A 24574-nucleotide genomic window follows, 5' to 3' on the forward strand; every position below is an offset into this window, starting at 1 on the left:
AATGAAAAAGTTTCTGGTATCTACAGTCGCGGCATCGGCGCTTGCGCTGATGCTCGGCATGACAAATGTTCGCGCCGAGGACACCATCGATCCGAACGCCAAGCAGGGCGGCGCCATCACCATCACCTACAAGGACGACGTCGCCACGCTCGATCCGGCGATCGGCTATGACTGGCAGAACTGGTCGATGATCAAGAGCCTGTTCGACGGGCTGATGGATTACGAGCCGGGCACCACCAATCTGAAGCCCGACCTCGCCGAAAGCTACGACATCTCGCCCGACGGCAAGACCTTCACCTTCAAGCTGCGTCACGGCGTCAAATTCCACAATGGCCGCGAGATGACGGCCGACGATGTGAAGTACTCGCTCGACCGCGTCACCAACCCGAAGACGCAGAGCCCCGGCGCCGGCTTCTTCGGCTCGATCAAGGGCTATGACGATGTCGCCGCCGGCAAGGCCGAAAGCCTCTCCGGCATCACGGTGGTCGATCCCTACACCGTCAAGTTCGAACTGACCCGTCCCGACGCCACCTTCCTGCATGTCATGGCCATCAACTTCTCGCATGTCGTGCCGAAGGAAGAGGTCGAGAAATATGGCGCCGATTTCGGCAAGCATCCGGTCGGCACCGGCGCTTTCAAGCTCGCCGAATGGACGCTCGGCCAGCGCATCGTCTTCGAGCGCAACCCGGATTACTGGCACAAGGGCCTGCCGCACCTGGACAAGATCACTTTCGAGATCGGCCAGGAACCGATCGTGGCGCTGCTGCGCCTGCAGAAAGGCGAGATCGACGTGCCAGGCGACGGCATTCCGCCGGCCAAGTTCCAGGAAGTGATGGCCGATCCCGAGCAGAAGGCGCGCGTCGTCGAAGGCGGCCAGCTGCACACCGGCTATGTCACCATGAACACCACCATGGCGCCGTTCGACAATGTGAAGGTGCGCCAGGCCGTCAACATGGCGCTCAACAAGGCGCGCATCGTCCAGATCATCAACAACCGCGCGGTGCCGGCCAACCAGCCGCTGCCGCCGTCGATGCCGGGCTACGACAAGGAATACAAGGGTTATCCCTATGACGTCGCCAAGGCCAAGGCGCTGCTCGCCGAGGCCGGTCATCCCGACGGTTTCGACACGCAATTGTTCGCCATGAACACCGATCCTAACCCGCGCATCGCCCAGGCGATCCAGCAGGACCTGGCGGCCATCGGCATCAAGGCCAGCATCCAGTCGCTCGCCCAGGCCAACGTCATTGCCGCCGGCGGCGACAAGGCCGGCGCGCCGATGATCTGGTCCGGCGGCATGGCCTGGATCGCCGACTTCCCGGATCCGTCCAACTTCTACGGCCCGATCCTCGGTTGCGCCGGCGCGGTTCCGGGCGGCTGGAACTGGTCGTGGTATTGCAACAAGGATCTCGATGCCAAGGCGGCCGAGGCCGACTCCGTGGTCGACCCGGCCAAGGCAGTCGAGCGCGACAAGATGTGGAGCGCCATCTACGACAAGGTGATGGAAGACGCGCCCTGGGCGCCGGTCTTCAACGAGCAGCGTTTCACCATGAAATCGGCCCGCATGGGCGGCGCCGACAACCTCTATGTCGACCCCGTCCATATCCCGATCAACTATGACAATGTGTACGTAAAAGATGTGCAATAACTGCGACTACACCATCCACGGGCGCCATCACCATTTCGGCTGGGACAATTCGTTTGTCCCAGCCGAGCGGGTGGCGCCCGGCTCGACCATCGAGTTCCAGTGCCTCGATTCCTCCGGCGGCCAGTTGACGGCCGGCAGCACGGTTGCCGACATCGCCAAGTTGGAATTTGCCAGGATCAATCCGGTCACCGGGCCGATCTTCGTCGAGGGCGCCGAGCCGGGTGATGCACTGAAGGTGACGATCGAGATGTTCAAACCGTCCGGCTTCGGCTGGACGGCAAACATTCCGGGCTTTGGCCTGCTCGCCGACGACTTCAAGGAGCCGGCGCTCAACATCTGGAAGTACGACGCCGCCTCGCTCGAGCCGGCGCTGTTCGGCAAGAATGCGCGGGTGCCGCTGAAACCATTCGCCGGGACCATCGGCAACGCACCGGCGGAAAAGGGCCATCACTCGGTGGTGCCGCCAAGGCGGGTCGGCGGCAACCTCGACATCCGCGATCTCGCCGCCGGCACCACGCTCTATCTGCCGGTGGAAGTGGCGGGCGCGCTGTTTTCGGTCGGCGACACCCATGCCGCGCAAGGCGATGGCGAGGTCTGCGGCACGGCGATCGAAAGCCCGATGGACGTCGTGCTCAAGCTCGACCTGGTCAAGGACGCCAGGCTGAAGACGCCGCGCTTCACCACCTCTGGTCCGGTGACCCGCCATCTCGACGCCAAGGGCTATGAGGTGACGACCGGCGTTGGGCCGGACCTGATGGCCGGCGCCAGGGAGGCCGTCGCGCAGATGGTCGACCTGCTTGCCGGCCGCTACAAGATCGATCCGGTAGAGGCCTACATGCTGGCCTCGGTCTGCGGCGATCTGCGCATCAGCGAGATCGTCGACATGCCGAACTGGGTGGTGTCGTTCTACTTCCCGCGCTGCGTGTTTGAATGAACGCAGCGCTCCGTCACACCTCCCTCTGGTCTGCCGACCATCTCCCCCGCAAGGGCAGGGCCATCGCATATGGATTCTTGCGAAGAAGGACCCCCACCCTAACCCTCCCCACAAGGGGGAGGGAATGCTGCCGCGCGCCTTCATCCATCATCCTCGGCGTCGAACTTGGGCAGTTTGCCGAGATCAGCGCCTACGAGAGTCTCCCTCCCCCTTGTGGGGAGGGGTTAGGGGTGGGGGTATTCGTAAGGCGAAAGCCTCGGCTTCCCATATGCGATTGCTCTCCCCCCTTGAGTCCCCCTTGAGGGGGAGATGTCCGGCAGGACAGAGGGGGGTGTGCAGAAATAAATCCCTCGCAGGGTCAGGCCTGCGATGACCGGCGAAACAAAACCCGTCCTCGACATCGCCAATCTCTCCGTCAGCGTGCGCGGCGAGGACGGCGAGCGCGAGGTGGTGTCTGACCTGTCGCTTACGCTTCAACGTGGCGAGACGCTGTGCATCGCCGGCGAATCCGGTTCCGGCAAGTCGATGACCGCGCTGGCGATCATGCAGCTCCTGCCGCAGCCTGCCGCGCGTATATCGTCGGGAAAAATCCATCTTGGTGATACCGATCTGGCAGCGCTCGACGAGCGCCAGATGCGGCGCATTCGCGGCGACCGCATCGCCATGATCTTCCAGGAGCCGATGACCTCGCTCAACCCGGTGCTGACGATCGGCCGGCAGCTGACCGAGTCCATCGAGGCGCATACCAGCCTGTCACAGGCGCAAGCCCGCCAGCGCGCCATCGAGGCGTTGAAGGCGGTGCGCATTTCGGAGGCCGAAAGCCGGCTAAAGCAGTTTCCGCATGAGCTCTCCGGCGGCATGCGCCAGCGGGTGATGATCGCCATGGCGCTGGCGCTCGAGCCCGACGTGCTGATCGCCGACGAGCCGACGACGGCGCTCGACGTCACCGTGCAAGGCGAAGTGCTGGAGTTGCTGCGCGACCTGCAGCGCCAGCATGGCACCAGCGTCATCCTCATCACCCACGACATGGGCGTGGTCGCCGAAATGGCCGACCGCGTCATCATCATGCGGCATGGCCGTATGGTCGAGGAGGGAAAGACATCAGACATCTTCGCTAGGCCGCAAGCCGACTACACGCGCGAGCTGCTTGCCGCCGTGCCGCGCATCGGCACAGGTGTTGGCCGCCAGAAATCCAGGGATGCCGAGACGGCAACGCCGGCCAACGTCGCCATGGTCAGCGATCTGCATGTCCGCTTCGACCTGCGCGGCGGCGTCTTCGGCCGGGTCAACCGGCGCGTCCACGCCGTCGAGGGCGTCAGTTTCTCCATCGCGCCGAACGAAACGCTGGCGCTGGTCGGCGAGTCCGGTTGCGGCAAGTCGACCACCGCCAAGGCGCTGGCCGGACTGGTGCCTTACAGCGGCGACATCGTCATTGGCGGGCGCAACCTGTCGGGCCTAGGCCGCGACGAGCGCAAGGCGGTGCGCCGCGATGTGCAGATGATCTTCCAGGATCCCTTCGCCTCGCTCGATCCACGCATGCTCGTCGGCGATCTGGTCGCCGAGCCACTCGTCATCCACGGCATCGCTTCGAAGGAAGAACGCAGCCAGCGTGTGGCTGCATTGTTCGAGCGTGTCGGCCTGTCGGCCGACCAGATGGAACTCTATCCGCACGAATTCTCCGGCGGCCAGCGCCAGCGGGTCTGCATTGCACGGGCACTGGCGCTGCGGCCGAAGCTGATCATCGCCGATGAGAGCGTCTCGGCCCTCGACGTCTCGGTGCAAGCACGCGTGCTCGACCTGTTGAAGGAATTGCAGCGCGAATTCGGTGTCGCCTATCTCTTCATCTCGCACGACATGGCGGTGGTCGAAAACATCTCCGACCGGGTCGCGGTCATGTATCTCGGTCAGATCGTCGAAATGGGCACACGCGACCAGGTGTTTTCCAACCCGCGCCATCCCTACACCAGACGCCTGATCGAAGCCGTGCCGGTGCCAGATCCCACCAGGCGCAGGCCGCGCTTCGCCCGCCTCGACCAGGAGATTCCGAGCGCGACGCGCAGGATCGGCGAGGCGCCGCTGAAGCTGGCGCTAAGGGATGTCGGCAACGGCCATCTCGTCGCCGCCGAGGCCTGAGGCATTTGCTGCCGGCGCAGTGCACCCCGTAGCCGCACCGAGACTCCAAGCTGCTCAAGGATGACCTCGCGATACCCGCAGGTCGCGGTTCACATGTTCGTGTTTCATCTCGGCTCACGACCGGCATCATGCCGCCGGTCGGCCTTGCCGCCCATGTGGCGGCGGCAGATTCAGGAGCCGGCCCGGCGAACAAGGATTGGCAGGCCTCGAATGTGAAATGCGCAATGGCCCTTGCCGTTCATCCTCATCTTCCGCATGTTCGATTTGCCGATGATCGATCGTGGAGGGCCGGTCGGCTTCATCGTAATGGGAGGAAGTAGACCATGAAGGTATGCTATTTCGTTTCTGCCGCGCTTCTTGCCGCGGCCGCAATCCCCGCTTCGGCCGCCGAAATTTCCGACGGCAAGGTCAAGATCGGCATCCTCAATGACCAATCGGGCGTCTATGCCGATTTTGGCGGCAAGTGGTCGGTCGAGGCAGCCAAGATGGCGGTCGAGGATTTCGGCGGCAAGGTGCAGGGAGCGCCGATCGAGATCATCAGCGCCGATCATCAGAACAAGCCGGATATCGCCTCCAACATCGCGCGGCAGTGGTACGACACCGAACAGGTCGATGCCATCATGGAACTGACGACCTCTTCGGTGGCGCTCGCCGTCCAGGGGATTTCCAAGGAAAAGAAGAAAATCGATATCGTTACCGGTGCGGCGACCACGGAGCTGACCGGCAAGCAGTGCTCGCCCTACGGTTTCCACTGGGCCTACGACACCCATTCGCAGGCAGTGGGAACCGGCGGCTCTCTCGTGCAGCAGGGCGGCGACAGCTGGTTTTTCGTCACCGTCGACTACGCGTTCGGCTACTCGCTCAAGGAGCAGACCACCAAGTTCGTCGAGAGCCACGGCGGCAAGGTGTTGGGCGAAGTGCGCTATCCGCTCGGCTCGACCGATTATTCATCCTTCCTGCTGCAGGCGCAGTCGTCGGGCGCCAAGGTCATCGGGCTGGCCAATGCCGGCCTCGATACCTCCAACTCCATCAAGCAGGCGGCCGAATTCGGCATCGTGCAGGGCGGCCAGCGTCTTGCCGCACTTCTTTTCACGCTGGCCGAGGTGCATGGACTGGGCCTTCAGGCAGCGCAAGGTGTTGTGCTGACCGAGGGCTTCTACTGGGATCGCGATGACAAGAGCCGCGAATTCGCGCAGCGGTTTTATCAAGCGCACCAATCGCATGCCGAACATGATCCAGGCCGCGACCTATTCGGCGGTGACGCAGTACCTGAAGGCGATCGACAAGGCCGGCACCGACGAGACCGAGGCCGTCGCCAAGCAGCTGCATTCCATGCCGGTGAACGACGTTTTTACGGCCAACGGCAAAGTGCAGTCCGATGGCAACATGGTCCACGACATGTATCTTTACCAGGTCAAGTCGCCCAGCGAGAGCACCAAGGATTGGGACTACTACAAATACCTCGCCACCATTCCAGGCAACGAGGCATTCCTGAGCGAGAAGGAAAGCGGCTGTCCAACGGCCGGCCAGTGATCGGCGCGGCCCATGGCGCCGCCTGATCCGAACGGGACTGAGCCGCGGGTGGTGCTTTCCGCCCGCGGGTTGCGGCGTGACTTCGCCGGCTTCGTCGCCGTCAAAAACGTCGATCTCGATGTCCGCCATGGCAACATCCATGCCCTGATCGGACCCAACGGCGCCGGCAAGACCACCGTTTTCAATCTGCTCACCAAGTTCCTGGCGCCGACCAGCGGCAGGATCGAACTGCTTGGCCACGACATCACCCGCACGTCGCCGGCCAAGGTCGCGCGGATGGGTCTGGTGCGCTCGTTCCAGATATCGGCGATTTTTCCGCATCTCAGCGTGCTCGACAATGTGCGCGTCGCGCTGCAGCGGCCGAGTGGGCTCGGCGTTCAGTTCTGGCGCTCGCTCGCGGCGCTCGATCGATTGACGCCGCGCGCCGTGGAACTGCTGCGGTCGGTCGGTCTTGACGATGCCACGAACAGGCTCGCCGGCGATCTTTCCTATGGCAGGAAACGCGTGCTCGAGATCGCCACCACCCTGGCGCTCGATCCAAAGGTGTTGCTGCTGGACGAGCCGATGGCCGGCATGGGGCATGAGGATGTGGCCACCGTTTCTGACCTCATCCGCTTGGTGGCCAGGGATCGCGCCGTGCTGATGGTCGAGCACAATCTGACTGTCGTGGCCGATCTTTGCGACTGGATAACGGTCATGCAGCGCGGCGAGATCCTTGCGGCCGGCGACTACGCCACCGTCAGCCGCGATGAACGCGTGAGGATCGCCTATATGGGCACCGCCGATGACTAGTGCAGCACCCCTGCTCGCGGTCAGCGGCTTCAACGCCTGGTATGGCGAGAGCCATGCGCTGCACGGCGTCGATCTGCAGGTGTTTGCCGGCGAGACGGTCACGCTGCTCGGCCGCAACGGCGTCGGCAAGACGACGACGCTGCGCGCCATCATGGGGCTGATCCGCAAGCGAACCGGCCAGCTTGTTTTCGACGGCAAGGATCTGATGCGGCTGCCGCTGCACCGGACCGCGCATCAAGGCATCGGCTTCGTGCCGGAGGAACGCGGCATCTTCGCGACACTGACCGTCGACGAGAATTTGATCCTGCCGCCGGTTGTCGCCGAGGGCGGCATGAGCGTCGAGGAAATATTCGATCTGTTTCCCAATCTCAAGGAGCGACGCAACAGTCCCGGCACAAGGCTCTCGGGCGGCGAACAGCAGATGCTGGCGATCGCGCGCATGCTGAGAACCGGCGTCAAAATGCTGCTTCTCGACGAGCCGGCGGAAGGTCTGGCTCCCGTCATCGTGCAGCGTATCGGCGAATTGCTGGCGACGTTGAAAAAGCGCGGCATGACGATCCTGCTGGTCGAACAGAATTTCCGTTTCGCCAGCCGCGTCGCCGACCGTTTCTATCTGATGGAGCACGGCAAGGTCGTGGCAGGGTTTCCGGTCGGCGAACTGGCGGACCGCATGACGCTGCTCCACGACGTTCTGGGTGTATGATGGTGCCATGATGATGATCTTCGGCATCCCCCTTCAGGCTTTCCTCGGCCAGTTGCTGGTCGGGCTGATCAACGGCTCCTTCTACGCCATGCTGAGCCTGGGTCTGGCCGTTATATTCGGCCTGCTGCGCGTCATCAATTTCGCCCATGGTGCCCAGTATATGCTCGGCGCCTTCGTCGGCTATCTGCTTCTCACGCATTTCGGCATTGGTTACTGGCCCGCCTTGATCCTTTCGCCGCTGATCGTCGGTCTCTTCGGCATCGTGGTCGAGCGCCTGGCGCTGTCGAGGCTGTACGATCTCGATCCGCTCTACGGCCTGCTCTTCACCTTCGGCCTCGCGCTCGTGCTCGAGGGCGTGTTCCGTTATTATTACGGCGTGTCGGGAAATCCTTACGCGGTGCCGCCGCTGCTTTCCGGAGGCACCAATCTCGGCTTCATGTTTCTGCCCAACTACCGTGGCTGGGTGGTGGTCGCCTCGCTGATCGTCTGCTTCGGCACCTGGGCGCTGATCGAGAAGACCAGGCTTGGTTCCTATCTGCGCGCGGCAACCGAGAATCCCCGTCTCGTTCAGGCTTTCGGCGTCAACGTGCCATTGCTGCTGACCCTTACCTACGGCCTCGGCTCCGCCCTTGCCGGGCTTGCCGGAATTCTGGCCGCGCCGATCTATCAGGTGAGCCCGCTGATGGGATCGGATCTCATCATCGTCGTCTTCGCGGTCGTCGTGGTCGGCGGCATGGGATCGATCCTCGGCGCGATCGTCACCGGCTACATGCTCGGCCTTGCTGAAGGCCTGACCAAGGTCTTCTACCCCGAGGCTTCCAACCTCGTGGTCTTCGTCATCATGGCCATCGTGCTGCTGGTCCGGCCGGCCGGCCTGTTTGGAAGGGACGCCTGACATGGCCGAACTGACGACGCTTCGCGAGGCGCCCGCCAGAACCTCGGCACGGTTCGAATGGACGTTGGTCGGGCTTGGCATCCTGGCGCTGCTGGTGGCGCCTTTCCTGGTCTATCCGATCTTCCTGATGAAGATGCTGTGTTTCGCGCTGTTTGCCTGCGCGTTCAATCTTCTGCTCGGCTATACCGGGCTCCTGTCGTTCGGCCACGCCACCTTCTTCGGCGGCGCCGCCTACTTCACCGCGCATGCCGTCAAGGTCTGGGGCTGGCCGCCGGAAGCGGGTATCCTGCTCGGCATGGCAGGCGCGGCACTGCTCGGCCTTGTCATGGGCTTTTTCGCCATTCGCCGGCAAGGCATCTATTTCGCCATGATCACGCTGGCGCTGTCGCAGATGTTCTTCTTCTTCTGCGTGCAGGCCCCCTTCACCGAAGGCGAGGATGGCATTCAAGGTGTGCCGCGCGGCGTCCTGCTTGGCTTCCTCGACCTGAACGTCTCGATGAACATGTATTATTTCGTGCTGGCAGTGTTCCTGCTCGGCGTCTTCGCCATCTGGCGCATCGTCAATTCGCCCTTCGGCATGATCCTGCGCTCGATCCGGGAAAACGAGAATCGCGCCATTTCGCTGGGCTATTCCGTCGCCAACTATAAGCTGGGGGCCTTCGTCATGTCGGCGACACTCGCCGGGCTGGCCGGCGCGCTCAAGGCGATCGTTTTCCAGTTTGCCACGCTCACCGACGTCACCTGGCAGATGTCGGGCGAGGTGATCCTGATGACGCTTCTCGGCGGCATCGGCACCATGGTCGGACCGATCATCGGCGCCAGCCTGGTCGTCGGGCTGGAAAACACGCTTGCCACCTCCGGTTTTCCGGTGACCATCGCCACCGGCCTGATCTTCATGGTGTGCGTGCTGGTTTTCCGGCGTGGCATAGTCGGCGAATTTTACGCGCGGCTTCTCAAGCCGGCGGCGAAGGGCCGATAGAAGGTCCGGCTCAGGAATAGCACCCGCGCTCCACTGCCAGCCGCCGCACCAGCGCCAGCACGGCATCGATGGTGGGCGTCGGTTTGTCGGTTAGCCGGCCAAGTTCCTGGACTGCCGTCACCAGCGCGTCGATCTCCATCGGCCGGCCGCGCTCCAGATCCTGCAGCATCGAGGTCTTGTGCTCGCCGACATCGCCGGCGCCCTTGATGCGCCGGTCGACGGCTATGGGAAAACGCACGCCGAGGCTTTCGCCGATCGCCTGCGCCTCCAGCATCATGGTGCGGGCAAGCGTGCGGGTGCCCTCGTCGGCGACGATCGCCGCCAGCGTGCTGCCGGTCAGCGCCGAGATCGGGTTGAAGGAGAGATTGCCCCACAGCTTGACCCAGATCTCGCCGCGGATGTCGTCGCGGACCGGCACCTGCAGCCCGGCCTTGACCATCTCCTCGGCCAGCCGGGTCACCCGTTCGCTGCGCTCGCCCGAGGGTTCGCCAAGCGAAAAGCGTTTGCCCTCGACATGGCGGATGAGGCCGGGTGCGTCGACCTCGACCGCGGGATAGACGACCGAGCCGATGACGCGCTGCGGCCCGATCCGCTGCCAGATCGCGCCGCCGGGATCCACTGCGTTCAACCTGGCGCCTTCGAGCGGCCCGCCGACGCCGTGGAAATACCACCAGGGAACACCGTTCTGCATGGTGACGACGGCGGTGTCCGGCCCAAGCAGCGGCGCGACCTGGTCGAGCGCGGGGGTCAGGGAATGGGCTTTTAGCGCCAGCACGACATAGTCCTGGGCGCCAAGCTCCTCGGCCTTCGCGGTGGCCCGGACAGCGACCGAAATTTCCTGGCCGTCCTCGATCAGGCGCAGCCCGCTTGCCTTGATCGCTTCCAGATGCGCGCCGCGCGCGACGATCGACAGTTCGGTCCTGCCGGCCATGGCAAGCTTGGCGGCGAGATAGCCGCCGATCGCGCCGGCGCCAAAGATGGTGATCTTCATCGTCAAAGTCCGAGTTTGGCGGCAAGCCCGATGCGCTGCAGCTTGCCGGTGGCGCCCTTGGGGATCTCGTCCAGGATCAGGACCTTGCGCGGCACCTTGAAGTCGGCGAGCCGCGTCGCTGCATAGACGCGGATATCGGCCTCATTGGCGGTCATGCCCTCGCGCAGCACCACCGCCGCCGCCACCTCCTCGCCAAGCTTGTCATGCGGCATGGCGAAGGTGACGACCTGCGCCACCGCCGGGTGATCCATCAGCACGTCGTCGACCTCGAGCGGCGAGACTTTTTCACCGCCGCGATTGATGATCTCCTTGAGCCGGCCGGTGACACGCAAATAGAAATCCTCGTCCAGCACGCCCTGGTCGCCGGTGTGGAACCAGCCATGCGCGAAAGCCGTGGCGTTGGCGTCAGGGTTCTTCTCGTAGCCTGCCGTCACATTGGGTCCGCGAATGACGATCTCGCCGGTTTCGCCGGCTTTCAGCAGCCGACCGTCCGGCGCCATCACCGCCACCTCAGGTCCGGCGGCCGCACCGACGCTGCCCGGCTTGCGCTGGCCCGGCGGCAGCCGGTTCGATGCCATCTGGTGCGCCGCTTCGGTCATCCCGTAGGATTCGATCACCGGGCAGCCGAAAGTCGTCTCCAGCTCGGCCATCACTTGCGCCGGCAGCGACGCAGACGACGAGCGGATGAAGCGCAGACGCGCTGCCGCCAGCGCCTCGGCATTGCGCGCCGCCCGCGGCAGGATTGCCTGATGCATGGTCGGCACCGCCGTATACCAGCTCGGCCGCGCCTCGCTCAGCCACTGGAAGAAGCGCAGCGCGTTGAAGCCCGGCGTGCAGTAGATGCTGCCGCCCGATGCAAGCGAGGACAGCACTGCCGCGATCAGGCCGTGAATGTGGAACAGCGGCATGATGTTGAGGCAGCGGTCATCGGCCGTCAGGCCAAGCGTCGCGCCGATATGGGCAGCCGACGCCGCGATGTTGGCATGGCTTAGCGGCACCAGCTTGGGCCGCGACGTGGTGCCGGAGGTGTGCAGCAAAAGCGCGATGTCGCCGTCCTGCGCCATATCGGGCGCTGCCGGCGGACCGATTGCAGCGCCCTCGATGGTAAAGCTTCCGGCCGGCGCATCTGGCAATGCGACAAGCCTGAGCACGCCGATGCCGAGCCGCTCGGCTACGGTCACCGCCGGTCCGGTCTCGTCTTCCGCGACGAGGATCGCCTTGGCGCCGATATCGGTCAGGTAGAAATCGAGCTCGTCGGCCCGGTAGGCGGGATTGAGCGGCGCCGTCGAGGCGGTTGCGGCCACCGCGACGAAGGCGGTGGCCATCTCCGGCCCGTTCGGCAGCACGATTGCCACCCTGTCGCCCCGACCGATGCCGCGCGCATGCAGCGCGGCGGCCGTGGCGGCGATCAGGCTGCGCAATCCGCCATGCGTCAGCGTCGTCCTGTCGGGCGCCGAAATCGCCGGTGCATCGTCGGTGCCGGCGGCGAGACGGTGGGAAAGGTCGGCCTGGGTTTCAGTTTGGGTCATGGTCACCAGCTATGTTTCAAGTGTAGAAGTCCCAGCATACGATTTCGGCCCCAAGGTAGTCGCATCGGACCATTTGTCGACGTGGCACCGCCCCTCATCCGCCTGCCGGCACCTTCTCCCCGTATAGTGACGGGGAGAAGGGGTAACCGATCCGCCGGCGCTTTTCTTGCAGCGTTGATTATTGGCGAAGTCATTGATGAGAGCGTCTTTCTCCCCGTCACTATACGGGGAGAAATGCCCGGCAGGGCAATGAGGGGCGGCGCCAACGCCGGTAAGGTAATCGCCCGACTCTGGGCCGCGCCATGATTGTACCGACCCACTTCAATAACCTAGCGCCAAGCCATCCTTGCGTGGATCGGAGGCGCCGGTCAGGGTCCCCTTCTCCCAATCGATCAGCACCACTTGCCCGCCGCCCAGCGGGTGATGCGGCTCAGTAATGCGATGGCCGCGCCGGCGCAGGCCTTCGACTGCCTCGCTGGGCACATTGCGTTCGGCCTCCACAATATCATCATTGTAGAACACGCGTGGCGCATCCAGCGCCTGCTGCGGGTCCATGCCGAAATCGATCATGTTGGTCAGCAGATGGACATGTCCGAACGGCTGGTAGCCGCCGCCCATGACGCCGAACGGCATCACCACGCGGCCGTTCTTCGTCGCCATGCCGGGCATGATCGTGTGCATCGGCCGCTTGCCGGGTCCGATCGCGTTCGGGTGCGCCGGGTCGAGGCGGAAGCTCGAACCGCGATTCTGCAGCACGACGCCGGTCTTCGGGCCGACGACGCCGCTGCCGAACGAATAGTAGGTCGAGTTGATGAAGGAGACCGAATTGCGGTCGCGGTCGACGATGGAGATGTAGACCGTGTCGCTGCCGGGCAGGTCGATGCGCGGCAGATGCGTCATGGCGCGGTCGCGGTCGATCTCGGCGCGCAGCCGGTCGGCGTAGGCGCTGGACAGGAGCTGCTTCACCGGCACCGGAACGTGGTCCTGGTCGCCGACAAAGCGGTCGCGGTCGCGATAGGCCAGCCGTCCCGCCTCGATCTCCAGATGCAGGCGCTCGGCGCCATTGGGGTCGAGCCCGCCGAGCTTGAAACCGGACAGCACATTGAGCATCAGCAGCGCCGTCAGCCCCTGATTGTTCGGCGGCATCTGGTGAATGTCGTAACCGCCATAGGAGGTGCTGACCGGGGCCACATAGTCGCCCTTGGTGGCGGCGAAATCCTCGGCCGAATGAAGCCCGCCCAATTCATTGAGCCGGCTGACGATATCGTCGGCGACAGCGCCTTCGTAGAATCCGGCGCGGCCCTGCCTGGCGATTGTCCGCAAGGTAGCGGCCAGTTCCGGCTGGCGGTGGACATCGCCGGCCTTCGGCGCCTTGCCATCAGGCAGGAAGATACGCGCGGCATGCTCGTCGACCGAAAGGTCCGTCTCCGGCTCGGCCCAGTCGAAGGCGACACGGTCATGCACGACATAGCCGTTCTCGGCATAGTGGATGGCGGGCGCCAGCGCATCGGCAAGGCCCTTGCGGCCATGGTCCTCCAGCAACCGGCACCAGGCGTCGACGGCGCCCGGCACGGTGACCGCATGCGGCCCCTGCAGCGGGATGCGGTCGAAGCCTTTTTCGAGATACCAGTCGACATTTGCCGCCGCAGGCGCGCGGCCGGAGCCATTGAAGGCCAGCACCTCGGCCTGTCCCGCAGGGCAATAGAGCACGAAACAATCGCCGCCGATGCCGGTCGATTGCGGCTCGACCACCGCTTGCACGGCGGCGGCGCAGACGGCGGCATCCATGGCGTTGCCGCCGGAGCGCAGCATGTCGATCGCGGCAAGGGTCGAAAGCGGGTGCGACGTCGCGGCAACCGCCTCGGTGGCACGAACCGGCGAGCGGCCGGGGAACTGGAAATCACGCATTCTGTCTGGATATCCCATGGTCACTTGAAATCAATGCCGCCGCCCGAACATCTGCGCAACCGACAGGAGGACGACCGACAGCACGATCAGGCAGGTCGAGATGGCGGCGATCGTCGGGTCGATCTGGTCGCGCAGCGCATTGAACATGCGGCGCGTCAGCGTCGTCGTCTCGCCGCCCGATATGAACAGCGAAACCACCACTTCGTCGAAGGAGGTGATGAAGGCGAACAGCGCGCCCGAGACGATCGAGAAACGGATCTGCGGCATGGTCACCTGCCAGAACGCGGCGACGCGTCCGGCACCCAGGCTGCGCGCCACCCGTTCCTGGTTCATGTCGTAGGAGCGCAGCCCCGACAGCACGGTCAACACCACCAGCGGCAGCGCCTGCACGGTGTGCGCGATGACCAGGCCGGTCAGCGTGTTGTTGAGCCCGATCCGCGCATAGAGGAAGAAGGTGCCGATGCCGATCAGGATCACCGGGACGATCAGCGACGCCGTCAGCAGCGCGTTGATGGTGCCGTTTAAGCGCAGCGTGCCCCGGTTTATCGCATAGGCTGCAGCGGTGCCGAGCGGCGTCGCCACCAGTGTCGTCATGATCGCCACCTTGACCGACACGATCGTGGCGTCGCGCCACTCCAGCGACTGGAAATAGGTCTGATACCAGCGCAGCGACCATTGCCGTGGCGGGAATTGCAGCAGCGTCGAATCCGAAAACGACATGATGACGATGATGATCGAGGGCGCGATCAGGAACAACAGCACGAGGCCGCCGAGCGCGTAGAGCCACAGACGTTGCCGGTGCGAGATCGGCAGGCCGACATCCCAGCTCATCGCGAACTCCACACACCGGTGGCGCGCGCGCCGAGCAGCCATTGGAACAGGCCGAGAAGCGCCAGCGTGACCACCAGCAGCACCACGCCGAGGGCAGCACCCGCACCCCAGTTGGAGTAGAGGCTGGTGGTCTGTTCCATGCGCATCGCCCACATGATCACCTTGCCGCCGCCCATCAGTGCCGGGGTGACGAAGAACCCCAGGCACAGCACGAAGACGATGACCACGCCCGAGGCGAGGCCGGGAAGCGACAGCGGAAAGAAGATCTGCCGGAAGGTGGCGGCCGGGCCGGCGCCAAGGCTCATCCCGGCGCGCAGGCAGTCGGTGTCGATCGTCTTCATCGAGGCGTAGAGCGGCAGCACCAGGAACGGCAGCAAGATGTGCGTCATGCCGATGACGACGCCCGACAGATTGTTGGCGAGCGACAGCGGCTGGCTGATGACGCCGAGGTCGATCAGCCAGCTGTTGATCAGCCCCTTGCGCTGCAGGATCACCAGCCAGGCATAGGTGCGCACCAGAACCGATGTCCAGAACGGCAGGATGACGAAGATCAGGCAGATCGATGCCGCCCGGCGCGGCAGTTGGGACAGCATATAGGCCAGGGGATAGCCAAGCACGACGCAGGCGCCGGTGACGATGAAGGCGACCTTGAAGGTGGTGACGAAGGTCTTGATGTAGGAGGCCTGCTTGAAGAAGCGCGCATAGTTGGCGGCGCTGAAGGCGCCAGCCTCGTCGAACAGCGACAGCCAGAACAGCCAGCCGATCGGCACGATGATGATGGCGAAGACCAGCAACAGGCTTGGCGCCAGCAGTGCGAGCAGCCGCAACGATTCGCGCCGGGCATCAGTGCGCAGCGCCCGCGCATTGAGATCGGCGCCGGCAGGTTCGCGGAAGGCGGATTGAACGCTCATCCGTCTGCTGCCACCAGGATCGTGTCCTGCGCATCGAGGCCAAGGCGGATCGGCTGGCCGGGAGCCGGCATTTTCGCCAGCACATCGCTGCGGCAATAGTCGCGCAGAGTCACCTGGCGCCCATCGCGCAACGCCGCGTAGCAGACGAAGCTGTCACCCTGGTAGATGATGTCACCGACCGTCGCATCGAGCACATTGACGTCGCCTGGCGGTTCGGCATTTGTGAGCAGCCGCAGCTTTTCCGGCCGCACCACCATCAGGTGCTGGCCCGCTACCGGCGCCGGCGCCGCGGTGTGGATTCTCCGGTCCTCGTACCAGACCGAACCGTTGCGGCATTCGACCGGAATGAAATTCGATTCACCGATGAAGCCGGCTACAAACCGCGTCCGCGGCGTGGCGTAGAGGGTTTCGGGCCGGTCGAGCTGCTCGATGCGTCCGCCGTTCATCACCGCGATGCGGTCCGACATGGTGATGGCTTCGCGCTGGTCATGCGTGACATAGACCGTGGTCATGCCAAGCCTGCGATGCAGGCTGCGCAGTTCGATCTGCATATGCTCGCGCAGACCTTTGTCGAGCGCCGACAAGGGTTCGTCCATCAGCACGATGCGCGGCTCGAAGACGATGGCGCGCGCCAGCGCCACGCGCTGGCGCTGGCCGCCGGAAAGCTGGTCGACCCGGCGCTCGCCCAGGCCCTGCAATTTGACCAGATCCAGTGCCTTTTCGACGCGCTCGGCCGTCTCGGTGGCAGCTATGCCGCGCTGCTTCAGCGGAAAGGCGATGTTGTGGAAGACGTTCATATGCGGGAACAACGCATAGTTCTGGAACACCATGCCGATGTTGCGCTTGTGCGGCGGCGTGGTGATGATCTCGTCATCGCCGACCCTGATACTGCCGGCATTGGCCCGGACAAAGCCGGCCAGGATCATCAGCAGCGTCGTCTTGCCGGATCCGGATGGTCCGAGCAGCGTCAGGAATTCGCCGGCCTCGACATCGAGGTTCAGGTCACGCAGCACCGCTACGCTGCCAAATCGTTTCTCGATCCGGCGCATGCTGATCGGTAGCGCGGATGGCGCAATGGACAAGATCATCGTCTCCTGGGCAAGGGCGGCGCAAGCAGGGCGGTTGCGCCGCCCAGCCGTGGTTTGGGTTCCGTTCGCGGCCTATTGCTGGATCAGATTGTTGAACTTCTCCGTCGCCTCGACCAGAGTGTCGCGCCAGAACTCGGCATCCTGCAGCACCTGCTTCTTGACGTTTTCGGGCGCCGAATTGATGTCCTTGATCCTCTCCTGCGGGATCTTGCCGGTCTCGAAAGCCTTCTCGTTGACCGGCCCGTTGTCGACATAGAGCGGCAGATTGGCCTGCAATTGCGGGCTGACGAACATCGCCAGCGCCTTCATGGCGGCTTGCCTGTTCTTGGCGCCCTTGGGAATGACCATGCAGTCAGCGGTCAGAACACCCTGGTCGAACGAGAAGCTGACCGGCGCGCCTTCCTTCTTCAAGGTGCCGGCGCGGCCGTTCCAGATGCTCGCCATGTCGACTTCGCCGTCTTTCACCAACTGCATGGCCTGGGCGCCGGAGGTCCACCAGGCGTCGATATGGCCGCGGATCTTGTCGACGGATTTCAGCGCGCCGTCGATGTCGACCGGATAGACCTTGTCGATCGGAATGCCTTCGGCCAGCGCCGCGATGCTCAGCGTTTCAGTCGACTGGCTGCCGCTCAGCGCGCGCCGTCCCGGAAACTTCTCGACGTTCCAGAAGTCGGCCCAGGTCTTCGGCCCCTTGTCGCCAAAGACATCGGTTCGGTAGATGAGCACGACCGACGTGTAGGAAATGCCGACCCAGTCGTCATGGACGAGCTTGGGGTTGATGCCGCTCTTGTCGATGATGCCGTAGTCGAGTTTTTCGAACAGCCCTTCCTTCGAGCCGCGTGCGCATTCATCGGCGCCAAGTTCGGTGATGTCCCACTTCACGGCGTTGCCGGTCACCTGCAGCCGGACGTCGTCGAGGCCGTTGGTGGTGTCTTCCTTGATGGTGATGCCGAGCGCATCGGCGGTCGGCTTGAAGAACGCCTTGGTCTGCGCCTCCTGATAGGTGCCGCCCCATGAGGCGACGGTGATGGTATCGCCCGCCATGGCGGGGGCCGCGAGCGACGCCATCAGGGCGGCAACCGCAACAACGCTAACGCTTCTGGTCCTGTTCATTTTCGGCTCTCCAACCGGTGTTCCCATTGTTGTTGATTTGGCATGCTATTTTGTATACAATTTTGAGTGTAGCCTAGCGACCGATGTTGTCAACACCGGCCGGCGCGATCGAACTCATGCGTTTCGTGCCGGACAAGGTGGCGAAGGACGGCCCGCTGGGGCGTGGCAAATTGCGCCGACTGCGACTACAGCTATGCGTGTACCGGCTGGAAGACCGGAGAACTGGGTGGGAATCTTGGCCAAGGAAACCAAAAATACGCTGCGCGACTCGGTCTATTCCTCGCTCAAGGCGATGATCGTCACCGGCCAGATCCCGCCGGGCTCGCGCGTCACCGAGAACGACATCGCCGCGAAGCTGAATGTCAGCCGCACGCCGGTGCGCGAGGCCTTCAACCGCCTCGAGCGCGACGGCCTGGTCACCGGCAGGCCCCGCCAGGGCTATGTCGTCACCGAGTTCGACATCAACATGTTCCGCGAGGCCTTCGAGATCCGCGAACTGCTCGACGGCCACGCGACCGAACTGGCCGCGGTCGCGGCGACGGAACAGGACAAGGCTCGGCTGCGCGCCATGCTGGCCGAATGCGAGCGGCTGGCCGCCATTCCGGATCGCACCACCAGGGAAAAATTCCAGGAGCTCGAGGTCGGCATCGACCTGCACCGCGTGATTGCCGAAATCAGCGGCAATGTCATGCTGCACGGCATGCTGTGCGGCATCCTCGACAAGTGCCAGCACTATGTCTGGACGGAGCTGCTCTGGCTGGACGAATGGAAGATCGCCCGCGACGAGCATGCCGAAATCGTCGACGCCATCTGCGCCGGCGACGCCAGCCGCGCCGGCATTCTGGCGCGCGCCCATGTGCGGGGATCACGCGACAATGTGTTGCGCCTGCTGCAGGCCAAGTCGGACTATCAGACTTTCCTGGCCAAGGCGTCCTGAGCGGGGCGGAGCCCGGACGAGGCCCGCCTGCCTGATCGGATGACAAGCGCCGAATGACAAACGCCTTTGAGCCTTCAGCCCTTGCGTTCCTGAAGGCTGTTGCCGCCGTCGACCACCAGCAGGGTGCCATTGACATAGCTGGCGCCTTCCGATGCCAGGAACACGACCGCCGCGGCGACTTCCTCCGGCCGCCCGGCCCGCGCCGGCGGCGTGTGCAGGGCTGCCATCCGCTCCATCTCGCTCGACGAACCGGTTTCGATCCAGCCGGGGGCCACGGCATTGGCCGTGATGCCGTTTTTCGCCACTTCGAGCGCCAGCGCGCGCGTCAGGCCGACCATGCCGGCCTTCGCGGCGGAATAGGCGGCGGTGCCCTCGAAAGACACCAGCGGCCCGGTCACCGACGCCACATTGACGATGCGTCCGTAGCCCGCTTCGACCATCGCCGGCAGAAACGCCCGGGTCACCAGAAACGCGGTCTTCAGGCTGACGTCGATGCCTTGGTCCCAATCGGCCTCGGTCATCGAGAGGAACGCCTTGTCGACCGATGGCGATGCCAGCGAACCCATGCCGGCATTGTTGACCAGGATATCGACGGCGCCGACATCACCCCGCAGCCGCGCGACATCGGCAGCGATGGTGAGATCGGCGACCGCGGCAGCGGCATCGATGCCTTCGGCGCAAAGCTCTGCGGCGCGATCGAGCACGCGCGCACTGGCGCCGTTCAGGAAAACGGCATGGCCGGCATGACCGAGCTGCCGGGCAATGGCAAAGCCGATGCCGTCGGCGGCGCCGGCCCCGGTGATCAAAGCGCGTCTGATGCTGGCAGGGGACATGGTCAAATCAGCTCCGCTGGTTTCCGCGCGACCCGCGCAGTTGGACAGCACTGGTCGCAAATCAAAGAACTATAGTCCATGATGCCATATACCGCTCGATCGGACGGCTTGCCGAAAGCACATGGTTATCGAGCGCGTCTTTGCAGGCTTAAGTTTCATCCCTGTTTTGGCCCGGCGGGCCAAGCAGTTGAGCGATCCAGCGTGTCGATGGCGATTGCATGCAATAGGTGAGCACTGCGATCGTGATGGGAACGCCTATGAACGCACCGAACACACCCCACAGAAACGACCAGAAGAATACCGAGAACAGGACCACAAAAGGCGACACCGCCAATGCGTAGCCAGCCACCCGGGGCTCGATGTAGCTGCCGATCACGAACTGGATGACATTGAGTCCAGCAAAGATCGTTATGGCGGCCTGTGGTGAACCGAATTGCGCCAGGGCGTAGAGCGTGGGCAAAGATGTTGCAACGAACGGGCCCATGAACGGAATATAGTTCAGCGTGAAGGCGATAACGCCCCATTCGGCTGCAAATCTCAGGCCGAAGGCGGCTGAGAGCGCCCAAACCATCGAACCCGTTGCAAGGCTCATCAGCGTCCTGACCAGCATATAGCGGCGCAGCTTCGATGCCGTCTGAGCACTTCCATCGATCAGCACGCTCGCGGTGCCGGGGTTCAACGCCGCACGGGCGTTGTCAGCAATCGTCTTGGTATCGAGCAGGCCCAGCAAGACATAGACGACAACCACGATCCAGAACGAGATCATGGTGTTCAGCCGCATCGTTACGCCTTGCGCTATCCGCACGAGCCAGCCGACGTTGAAATGCTCGGCCCATGCGCCGGCCACCATGATGCCGTGGCCCTCCAACCACTCGGTAAGCTGGCTGTAAAGCAACTGGAAGCGGGCGCTGTCGGCGATGACCGATCGACCTATGCGGCTAAATCCCCAGGTCGCGACCGATGCAAACACGAAAAAGCCAAGGACGACGAGGCAGACGACAATTGCCAGAGCGAGTAGCTTTGGGAGAAATCGTTGCAAATTCCGTTGCAGAGGCCATACCAGCGCTATCAGGAACAGTGCACAGGCGACGGGCGCCAGGACCGCGGCCGCAGTATAGAGCGCTGACACCACGGCAATTATCGCCAAGATGCAGATGGGTGCGACAAGCGCTCGCTCTGTCATGATATGATTTTGGACCTCGCATGCAGCGATGGCATCGCAGGCACTTCTAGAACATCGCTGGAAACAGTCTGGCTTTCGGAGCAACGACACAAGACAGCGCTATCACCGCGCAATCATATGGTGACATTTGCTTCCGAAAGTCTGCAAACATAGCGTTATTGGATCAATTCCGGTTCCAACGGCACAGGAAAGTCTACGACAAGTCGACGGCCGAAATCGCGGCAGTCCTAATTGCCGCTGCGCGCGGAGGAGAAGAGGGAGCAGGATGCGACGACGCTCCGGCTCCAGTTCCGCCAAGCCCTCAGCAACGCACCGTCACAGGTCGTCCGTTGCGGTCACGCATCTTATGGCCCCACTGGTCGCGAGCCCAGCATTCGCGAGGTGACGTGGCGGCGCCGACGACGGCGCCCGTGCCTCCGCCGATTGCCGCGCCCACGAGCGCGCCACGACTACCGTTGGCAAGGCCGCCTATAACCGCACCCGTGCCTGCGCCGGCCAAGGCAGTGCCTGCGGTCCGCTGTTCAGTAGCCGAGCATCCTGCCGTTAGTACGGACAGCACGGCAACAAAAGCAATCTTGCGCATTTCTCTATTCTCCGAAAAATTAGATAGACACTGAATTTTGGCTATCATCTTGAATCATTTACTATTTCAACAGGAGGCGCAATTAGCGGAAAATCCAAAACCTGTGCGCTCCGTCTCTGATTTATCTCTGCCCCAGCTCAAGTCCGAGACGATGTGATCGTGGGCATATCGATCCGGTGAAGACCCCGCCGCACATATTCGTTGATAGGATGCCAGCCGCGGCATTTTGCGCACCGGGAGGTGCAAGGTGGGTGGGCAAGCCATGGTTCCCACCTCGACCGGCTCGACAACGTCCGCGCTTGATCCTTGACGGTCAATAATCGACTGCGTCGCGGATGATCGGGCAGGTCATGCAGTGACCGCCGCCGCGTCCACGCCCGAGCTCGGCGCCGGTGATGGTGATGACCTCGATGCCTTCCTTGCGCAGCAGCGTGTTGGTGTAGGTATTGCGGTCATAGGCGTACACCACGCCCGGCGAGGCACAGACAAGATTGGCGCCACTGTCCCACTGGGTGCGCTCACGCATGTAGTCGTTGCCGCCGGTTTCAACGACGCGCATCTTCTTGAGACCAAGCGCGTCACGCACCGTCTCAACGAAACTGCCCTTGTCCTTGTGGAGTTCGACGCCGCCCTTTCCGTCAGGGCGATAGGAGAATGCGTCGATGCTATTGACGATGTCTGGATACATCAGCACGCAGTCACGATCGGCAAAAGTGAACACCGTGTCGAGGTGCATCGCCGCGCGCAGCTTGGGCATTGCCGCGACGATCACACGTTCGGCAGCCCCTTTCTCAAACAGGGCGGCCGCCACCTGGCTGATCGCCTGGCGCGAGGTGCGCTCGCTCATACCGATAAGCACATTGCCCTTGCCAATCGGCATGACGTCCCCACCCTCGAATGTGGCAAGCCCCCAATCCTTGGTCGGGTCACCCCACCAGACATTGACCTTGCCGGCGAAGTCGGGATGGAATTTGTATATCGAGGTGGTGAGGATGGTCTCCTCGTGGCGCGCGGGCCAGTAAAGGGCGTTCAGCGTCACGCCGCCATAGATCCAGCAGGTGGTGTCACGGGTATAGAGGGTGTTCGGCAGCGGCGGCAGCAGATATTCATTGACGCCAGCCGCGTCGCGGATCAGCGCCAGTTGTTCGCCGCCGATGTTTTCCGGGAATTCGAAGGTCGACAGCCCGCCGATCAGCGTTTCGGCGAGGTCGCGATCGGAGAGGCCCTCGAGATAAGAGCGGACCTCGTCGATCAGGCCGAGGCCGACCTGGTTCGGGACGACCTGCTGGTCGAGGATCCACTTCTTGGCTTCCGGAATGGCGACCGTCTCGGCGAGCAGATTGTGCATCTCGACCACCTCGACGCCTCTGTCGCGCATCTTGGTCATGAAGTCGAAATGATCGCGCTTGGCATTGTCCACCCAGAGCACGTCGTCGAAGAGGAGAGCGTCACAATTGCTGGGCGTCAGTCGCTGGTGGGCCCGGCCGGGCGCGCACACCATGACCTTGCGCAACTGACCAACCTCGGAATGAACGCCGAATGGAGTATTGTTTGTCATGACCTTCCTGCTTTCTGTTCAAGGTGCGATGGTGCCCGTCAGCAGCCCGTAGGCTCCGATCAGGCCGGCGATGAGCGTGACGGCGAACACGAAGAGTTCTGTGAGCGTGAACAGCTGCAATTTCTGCTCACGCCGCGCCCAGACGTAGAGGATGGTTCCGGGCACGAAGAGGACGGCGACAAGCAGCACGTATTTGAGCCCGGCGGCGACGAACATGACGATCGTGTAGATCGCCGCGATCCAGCCGAAGACCTGGTCGCGGCCGCGCTGATCCGGCGTCTTTTCATAGCCAACGCCGCTGCGGGCGAGCAGGATGCCGTAGCCGGCCACGAGCAGGTAGGGCAGCAGCGCGGTGACGCTCGTCATGTCGAGCATGAAGTTGAACGCGTCCCGGGACCAGTAGGTGGAGATCACGAAGAGCGATACGACGATGTTGGTCAGCCAGAGTGCATTGGCGGGGACCCTGTTGCCATTCTGCGCTGCGAAGAGCTTTGGCATGTCCTGCGACTTCGCCGCCGCGAACAGCACCTCGGCGCAGATGAGGGACCAGGCGAGATAGGCGCCGAGCACCGAGATCAGAACGCCGATCGAGATGAAGACCGCACCCCAGTGACCGACGACCGCTTCGAGAACGCCGGCCATCGATGGCTGCTGGACACCGGCGATGGCCGATTGCGACAGCGCCGCATAGGGCAGCAGCGTGACCGCCACCATCAGGCCGGTGACGCCGACGAAGCCGAGGATCGTCGCCGTGCCGACGTCGGAACGCACCTTGGCAAAGCGGGAATAGACGCTCGCGCCCTCGATGCCAAGGAAGACGAAGACCGTGATCAGCATTGTGTCGCGCACCTGGGCGATCAGGGTCTTCGGCGGCATGTCCACGCCGCCGAAGAAATTCTCGCGGAACTGCCCGAAATGGAAGAAGAAGATCAGGAGCAGGATGAAGACCAGGATCGGCACGATCTTGGCGATCGTCACGACAGTGTTGATGAAGGTCGCCTGCTCGACGCCGCGAAGGATCATGAAGTGGAAAGCCCAGATGCCGATCAGCGACACGACGATGGCGATGGCGCTGCTGCCGTCCCCAAAGATCCCGGGAAAGAACCGCCCCAGCGTCGAGCCGATGAGCACCCAGTAGAAGACGTTGCCCAGGCAACTACCGAGCCAGTAGCCGAAAGCGGACAGGAACCCCATGTAGTTGCCGAAGCCGGCCTTGGCATAGGCGAAGACGCCTGAGTCGATGTCGGGCCTCTTCTCGGCCAACGCCTGGAACACCCGCGCCAGCATGTACATGCCGGTTCCCGCAATTACCCAGGCGATGATCGCGCCGAACGGGCCCGTCGCAGTCCCGAACCGGCCAGGCAGATTGAAAATGCCCGCGCCGACCATCGATCCCACAACCATGCTGGTCAGCGCAAACAGCGAAAGCTTCTGATTATCGTTTGAAGCCATAAACCTCTCTCCTGGTTGCGCGAACTGAAGTTCGCGATCAGAC

Annotated in this window: 20 protein-coding genes and 1 pseudogene; 9 read left to right on the forward strand and 12 right to left on the reverse strand. The window is 63.4% G+C overall.

The window, feature by feature from the left end:
• Nucleotide 1 precedes the first annotated feature (1 nt).
• The 8 genes and pseudogenes from BPNPMPFG_RS23170 to BPNPMPFG_RS23205 all read left to right on the forward strand — a co-directional run bounded on the left by BPNPMPFG_RS23170 (nucleotide 2) and on the right by BPNPMPFG_RS23205 (nucleotide 9614).
• Entirely contained in the window at nucleotides 2-1645 is a 1644-nt protein-coding gene (locus BPNPMPFG_RS23170; protein ID WP_258590966.1) for an ABC transporter substrate-binding protein, read from the forward strand.
• Nucleotides 1635-2579, forward strand: coding sequence for an acetamidase/formamidase family protein (locus tag BPNPMPFG_RS23175; protein ID WP_258590967.1), 945 nt, complete (start codon nucleotides 1635-1637; stop codon nucleotides 2577-2579). Before BPNPMPFG_RS23170 ends, BPNPMPFG_RS23175 begins: the two co-directional genes overlap by 11 nt.
• Before the next feature lie 369 nt (nucleotides 2580-2948).
• Nucleotides 2949-4712, forward strand: coding sequence for an ABC transporter ATP-binding protein (locus BPNPMPFG_RS23180; protein ID WP_258590968.1), 1764 nt, complete (start codon nucleotides 2949-2951; stop codon nucleotides 4710-4712).
• A 323-nt stretch (nucleotides 4713-5035) separates the two neighbouring features.
• Nucleotides 5036-6245, forward strand: a pseudogene (locus BPNPMPFG_RS23185) (ABC transporter substrate-binding protein).
• A gap of 12 nt (nucleotides 6246-6257) precedes the next feature.
• Entirely contained in the window at nucleotides 6258-7037 is a 780-nt protein-coding gene (locus BPNPMPFG_RS23190; protein ID WP_258590969.1) for an ABC transporter ATP-binding protein, read from the forward strand.
• Nucleotides 7030-7740, forward strand: a complete 711-nt coding sequence (locus BPNPMPFG_RS23195; RefSeq protein ID WP_258590970.1) for an ABC transporter ATP-binding protein — start codon at nucleotides 7030-7032, stop codon at nucleotides 7738-7740. Before BPNPMPFG_RS23190 ends, BPNPMPFG_RS23195 begins: the two co-directional genes overlap by 8 nt.
• 7 nt (nucleotides 7741-7747) lie before the next feature.
• A complete protein-coding gene (locus tag BPNPMPFG_RS23200; protein ID WP_258590971.1) occupies nucleotides 7748-8635 on the forward strand; it encodes a branched-chain amino acid ABC transporter permease in 888 nt (295 codons plus the stop codon).
• A 1-nt stretch (nucleotide 8636) separates the two neighbouring features.
• On the forward strand, nucleotides 8637-9614 hold the full coding sequence (locus BPNPMPFG_RS23205; protein WP_258590972.1) for a branched-chain amino acid ABC transporter permease: 978 nt from the start codon (nucleotides 8637-8639) through the stop codon (nucleotides 9612-9614).
• A gap of 10 nt (nucleotides 9615-9624) precedes the next feature.
• On the opposite strand, the gene BPNPMPFG_RS23210 is transcribed toward BPNPMPFG_RS23205, so the two are convergent.
• The 7 genes from BPNPMPFG_RS23210 to BPNPMPFG_RS23240 all read right to left on the reverse strand — a co-directional run bounded on the left by BPNPMPFG_RS23210 (nucleotide 9625) and on the right by BPNPMPFG_RS23240 (nucleotide 17985).
• Entirely contained in the window at nucleotides 9625-10605 is a 981-nt protein-coding gene (locus tag BPNPMPFG_RS23210; protein WP_258590973.1) for a 2-dehydropantoate 2-reductase, read from the reverse strand.
• A gap of 2 nt (nucleotides 10606-10607) precedes the next feature.
• Nucleotides 10608-12134: an acyl--CoA ligase gene (locus BPNPMPFG_RS23215; protein ID WP_258590974.1), complete on the reverse strand. Its 1527-nt coding sequence runs from the start codon at nucleotides 12132-12134 to the stop codon at nucleotides 10608-10610.
• A 321-nt stretch (nucleotides 12135-12455) separates the two neighbouring features.
• Nucleotides 12456-14042: a gamma-glutamyltransferase gene (gene ggt, locus BPNPMPFG_RS23220; protein WP_258590975.1), complete on the reverse strand. Its 1587-nt coding sequence runs from the start codon at nucleotides 14040-14042 to the stop codon at nucleotides 12456-12458.
• 30 nt (nucleotides 14043-14072) lie between these two features.
• The gene (locus BPNPMPFG_RS23225) at nucleotides 14073-14873 is read right to left on the reverse strand and encodes an ABC transporter permease (protein ID WP_258590976.1); all 801 of its coding nucleotides are present in this window, start codon (nucleotides 14871-14873) and stop codon (nucleotides 14073-14075) included.
• Nucleotides 14870-15784, reverse strand: coding sequence for an ABC transporter permease (locus tag BPNPMPFG_RS23230; protein WP_258590977.1), 915 nt, complete (start codon nucleotides 15782-15784; stop codon nucleotides 14870-14872). Before BPNPMPFG_RS23230 ends, BPNPMPFG_RS23225 begins: the two co-directional genes overlap by 4 nt.
• A complete protein-coding gene (locus BPNPMPFG_RS23235) occupies nucleotides 15781-16866 on the reverse strand; it encodes an ABC transporter ATP-binding protein (protein ID WP_258596880.1) in 1086 nt (361 codons plus the stop codon). Before BPNPMPFG_RS23235 ends, BPNPMPFG_RS23230 begins: the two co-directional genes overlap by 4 nt.
• Nucleotides 16867-16944: 78 nt before the next feature.
• Nucleotides 16945-17985: an ABC transporter substrate-binding protein gene (locus BPNPMPFG_RS23240; protein WP_258590978.1), complete on the reverse strand. Its 1041-nt coding sequence runs from the start codon at nucleotides 17983-17985 to the stop codon at nucleotides 16945-16947.
• A 226-nt stretch (nucleotides 17986-18211) separates the two neighbouring features.
• Here BPNPMPFG_RS23240 and BPNPMPFG_RS23245 point away from each other — a divergent pair, with 226 nt between their 5' ends.
• A complete protein-coding gene (locus BPNPMPFG_RS23245) occupies nucleotides 18212-18922 on the forward strand; it encodes a GntR family transcriptional regulator (RefSeq protein ID WP_258590979.1) in 711 nt (236 codons plus the stop codon).
• 74 nt (nucleotides 18923-18996) lie between these two features.
• Here the strand turns inward: BPNPMPFG_RS23245 and BPNPMPFG_RS23250 are convergent, their stop codons facing one another.
• From BPNPMPFG_RS23250 to BPNPMPFG_RS23270, 5 genes are all read right to left on the reverse strand, one after another.
• The gene (locus tag BPNPMPFG_RS23250) at nucleotides 18997-19755 is read right to left on the reverse strand and encodes an SDR family oxidoreductase (protein ID WP_258590980.1); all 759 of its coding nucleotides are present in this window, start codon (nucleotides 19753-19755) and stop codon (nucleotides 18997-18999) included.
• A 148-nt stretch (nucleotides 19756-19903) separates the two neighbouring features.
• A complete protein-coding gene (locus tag BPNPMPFG_RS23255; protein WP_258590981.1) occupies nucleotides 19904-20938 on the reverse strand; it encodes an AI-2E family transporter in 1035 nt (344 codons plus the stop codon).
• A 301-nt stretch (nucleotides 20939-21239) separates the two neighbouring features.
• The gene (locus BPNPMPFG_RS23260; RefSeq protein ID WP_319945950.1) at nucleotides 21240-21569 is read right to left on the reverse strand and encodes a YMGG-like glycine zipper-containing protein; all 330 of its coding nucleotides are present in this window, start codon (nucleotides 21567-21569) and stop codon (nucleotides 21240-21242) included.
• Nucleotides 21570-21834: 265 nt separating this feature from the next.
• Entirely contained in the window at nucleotides 21835-23079 is a 1245-nt protein-coding gene (gene arcA, locus BPNPMPFG_RS23265; RefSeq protein WP_258590983.1) for an arginine deiminase, read from the reverse strand.
• Between the two features lie 18 nt (nucleotides 23080-23097).
• Nucleotides 23098-24531: a basic amino acid/polyamine antiporter gene (locus BPNPMPFG_RS23270; protein ID WP_258590984.1), complete on the reverse strand. Its 1434-nt coding sequence runs from the start codon at nucleotides 24529-24531 to the stop codon at nucleotides 23098-23100.
• Nucleotides 24532-24574: the final 43 nt, after the last annotated feature.

It is taken from the genome of Mesorhizobium sp. AR07 (assembly GCF_024746815.1).
GTDB lineage: Bacteria > Pseudomonadota > Alphaproteobacteria > Rhizobiales > Rhizobiaceae > Mesorhizobium.

What these genes read in the sequence shown, in the direction of transcription:
- BPNPMPFG_RS23230 (WP_258590977.1), bottom strand. Translation starts at nt 15,784, where the DNA reads ATGAGCGTTCAATCCGCCTTCCGCGAACCTGCCGGCGCCGATCTCAAT.
- BPNPMPFG_RS23175 (WP_258590967.1), top strand. Translation starts at nt 1,635, where the DNA reads ATGTGCAATAACTGCGACTACACCATCCACGGGCGCCATCACCATTTC.
- BPNPMPFG_RS23200 (WP_258590971.1), top strand. Translation starts at nt 7,748, where the DNA reads ATGATGATGATCTTCGGCATCCCCCTTCAGGCTTTCCTCGGCCAGTTG.
- BPNPMPFG_RS23260 (WP_319945950.1), bottom strand. Translation starts at nt 21,569, where the DNA reads ATGATAGCCAAAATTCAGTGTCTATCTAATTTTTCGGAGAATAGAGAA.
- BPNPMPFG_RS23205 (WP_258590972.1), top strand. Translation starts at nt 8,637, where the DNA reads ATGGCCGAACTGACGACGCTTCGCGAGGCGCCCGCCAGAACCTCGGCA.
- BPNPMPFG_RS23170 (WP_258590966.1), top strand. Translation starts at nt 2, where the DNA reads ATGAAAAAGTTTCTGGTATCTACAGTCGCGGCATCGGCGCTTGCGCTG.
- ggt (WP_258590975.1), bottom strand. Translation starts at nt 14,042, where the DNA reads ATGCGTGATTTCCAGTTCCCCGGCCGCTCGCCGGTTCGTGCCACCGAG.
- BPNPMPFG_RS23270 (WP_258590984.1), bottom strand. Translation starts at nt 24,531, where the DNA reads ATGGCTTCAAACGATAATCAGAAGCTTTCGCTGTTTGCGCTGACCAGC.
- BPNPMPFG_RS23215 (WP_258590974.1), bottom strand. Translation starts at nt 12,134, where the DNA reads ATGACCCAAACTGAAACCCAGGCCGACCTTTCCCACCGTCTCGCCGCC.
- arcA (WP_258590983.1), bottom strand. Translation starts at nt 23,079, where the DNA reads ATGACAAACAATACTCCATTCGGCGTTCATTCCGAGGTTGGTCAGTTG.
- BPNPMPFG_RS23180 (WP_258590968.1), top strand. Translation starts at nt 2,949, where the DNA reads ATGACCGGCGAAACAAAACCCGTCCTCGACATCGCCAATCTCTCCGTC.
- BPNPMPFG_RS23255 (WP_258590981.1), bottom strand. Translation starts at nt 20,938, where the DNA reads ATGACAGAGCGAGCGCTTGTCGCACCCATCTGCATCTTGGCGATAATT.
- BPNPMPFG_RS23250 (WP_258590980.1), bottom strand. Translation starts at nt 19,755, where the DNA reads ATGTCCCCTGCCAGCATCAGACGCGCTTTGATCACCGGGGCCGGCGCC.
- BPNPMPFG_RS23190 (WP_258590969.1), top strand. Translation starts at nt 6,258, where the DNA reads ATGGCGCCGCCTGATCCGAACGGGACTGAGCCGCGGGTGGTGCTTTCC.
- BPNPMPFG_RS23225 (WP_258590976.1), bottom strand. Translation starts at nt 14,873, where the DNA reads ATGAGCTGGGATGTCGGCCTGCCGATCTCGCACCGGCAACGTCTGTGG.
- BPNPMPFG_RS23240 (WP_258590978.1), bottom strand. Translation starts at nt 17,985, where the DNA reads ATGAACAGGACCAGAAGCGTTAGCGTTGTTGCGGTTGCCGCCCTGATG.
- BPNPMPFG_RS23195 (WP_258590970.1), top strand. Translation starts at nt 7,030, where the DNA reads ATGACTAGTGCAGCACCCCTGCTCGCGGTCAGCGGCTTCAACGCCTGG.
- BPNPMPFG_RS23210 (WP_258590973.1), bottom strand. Translation starts at nt 10,605, where the DNA reads ATGAAGATCACCATCTTTGGCGCCGGCGCGATCGGCGGCTATCTCGCC.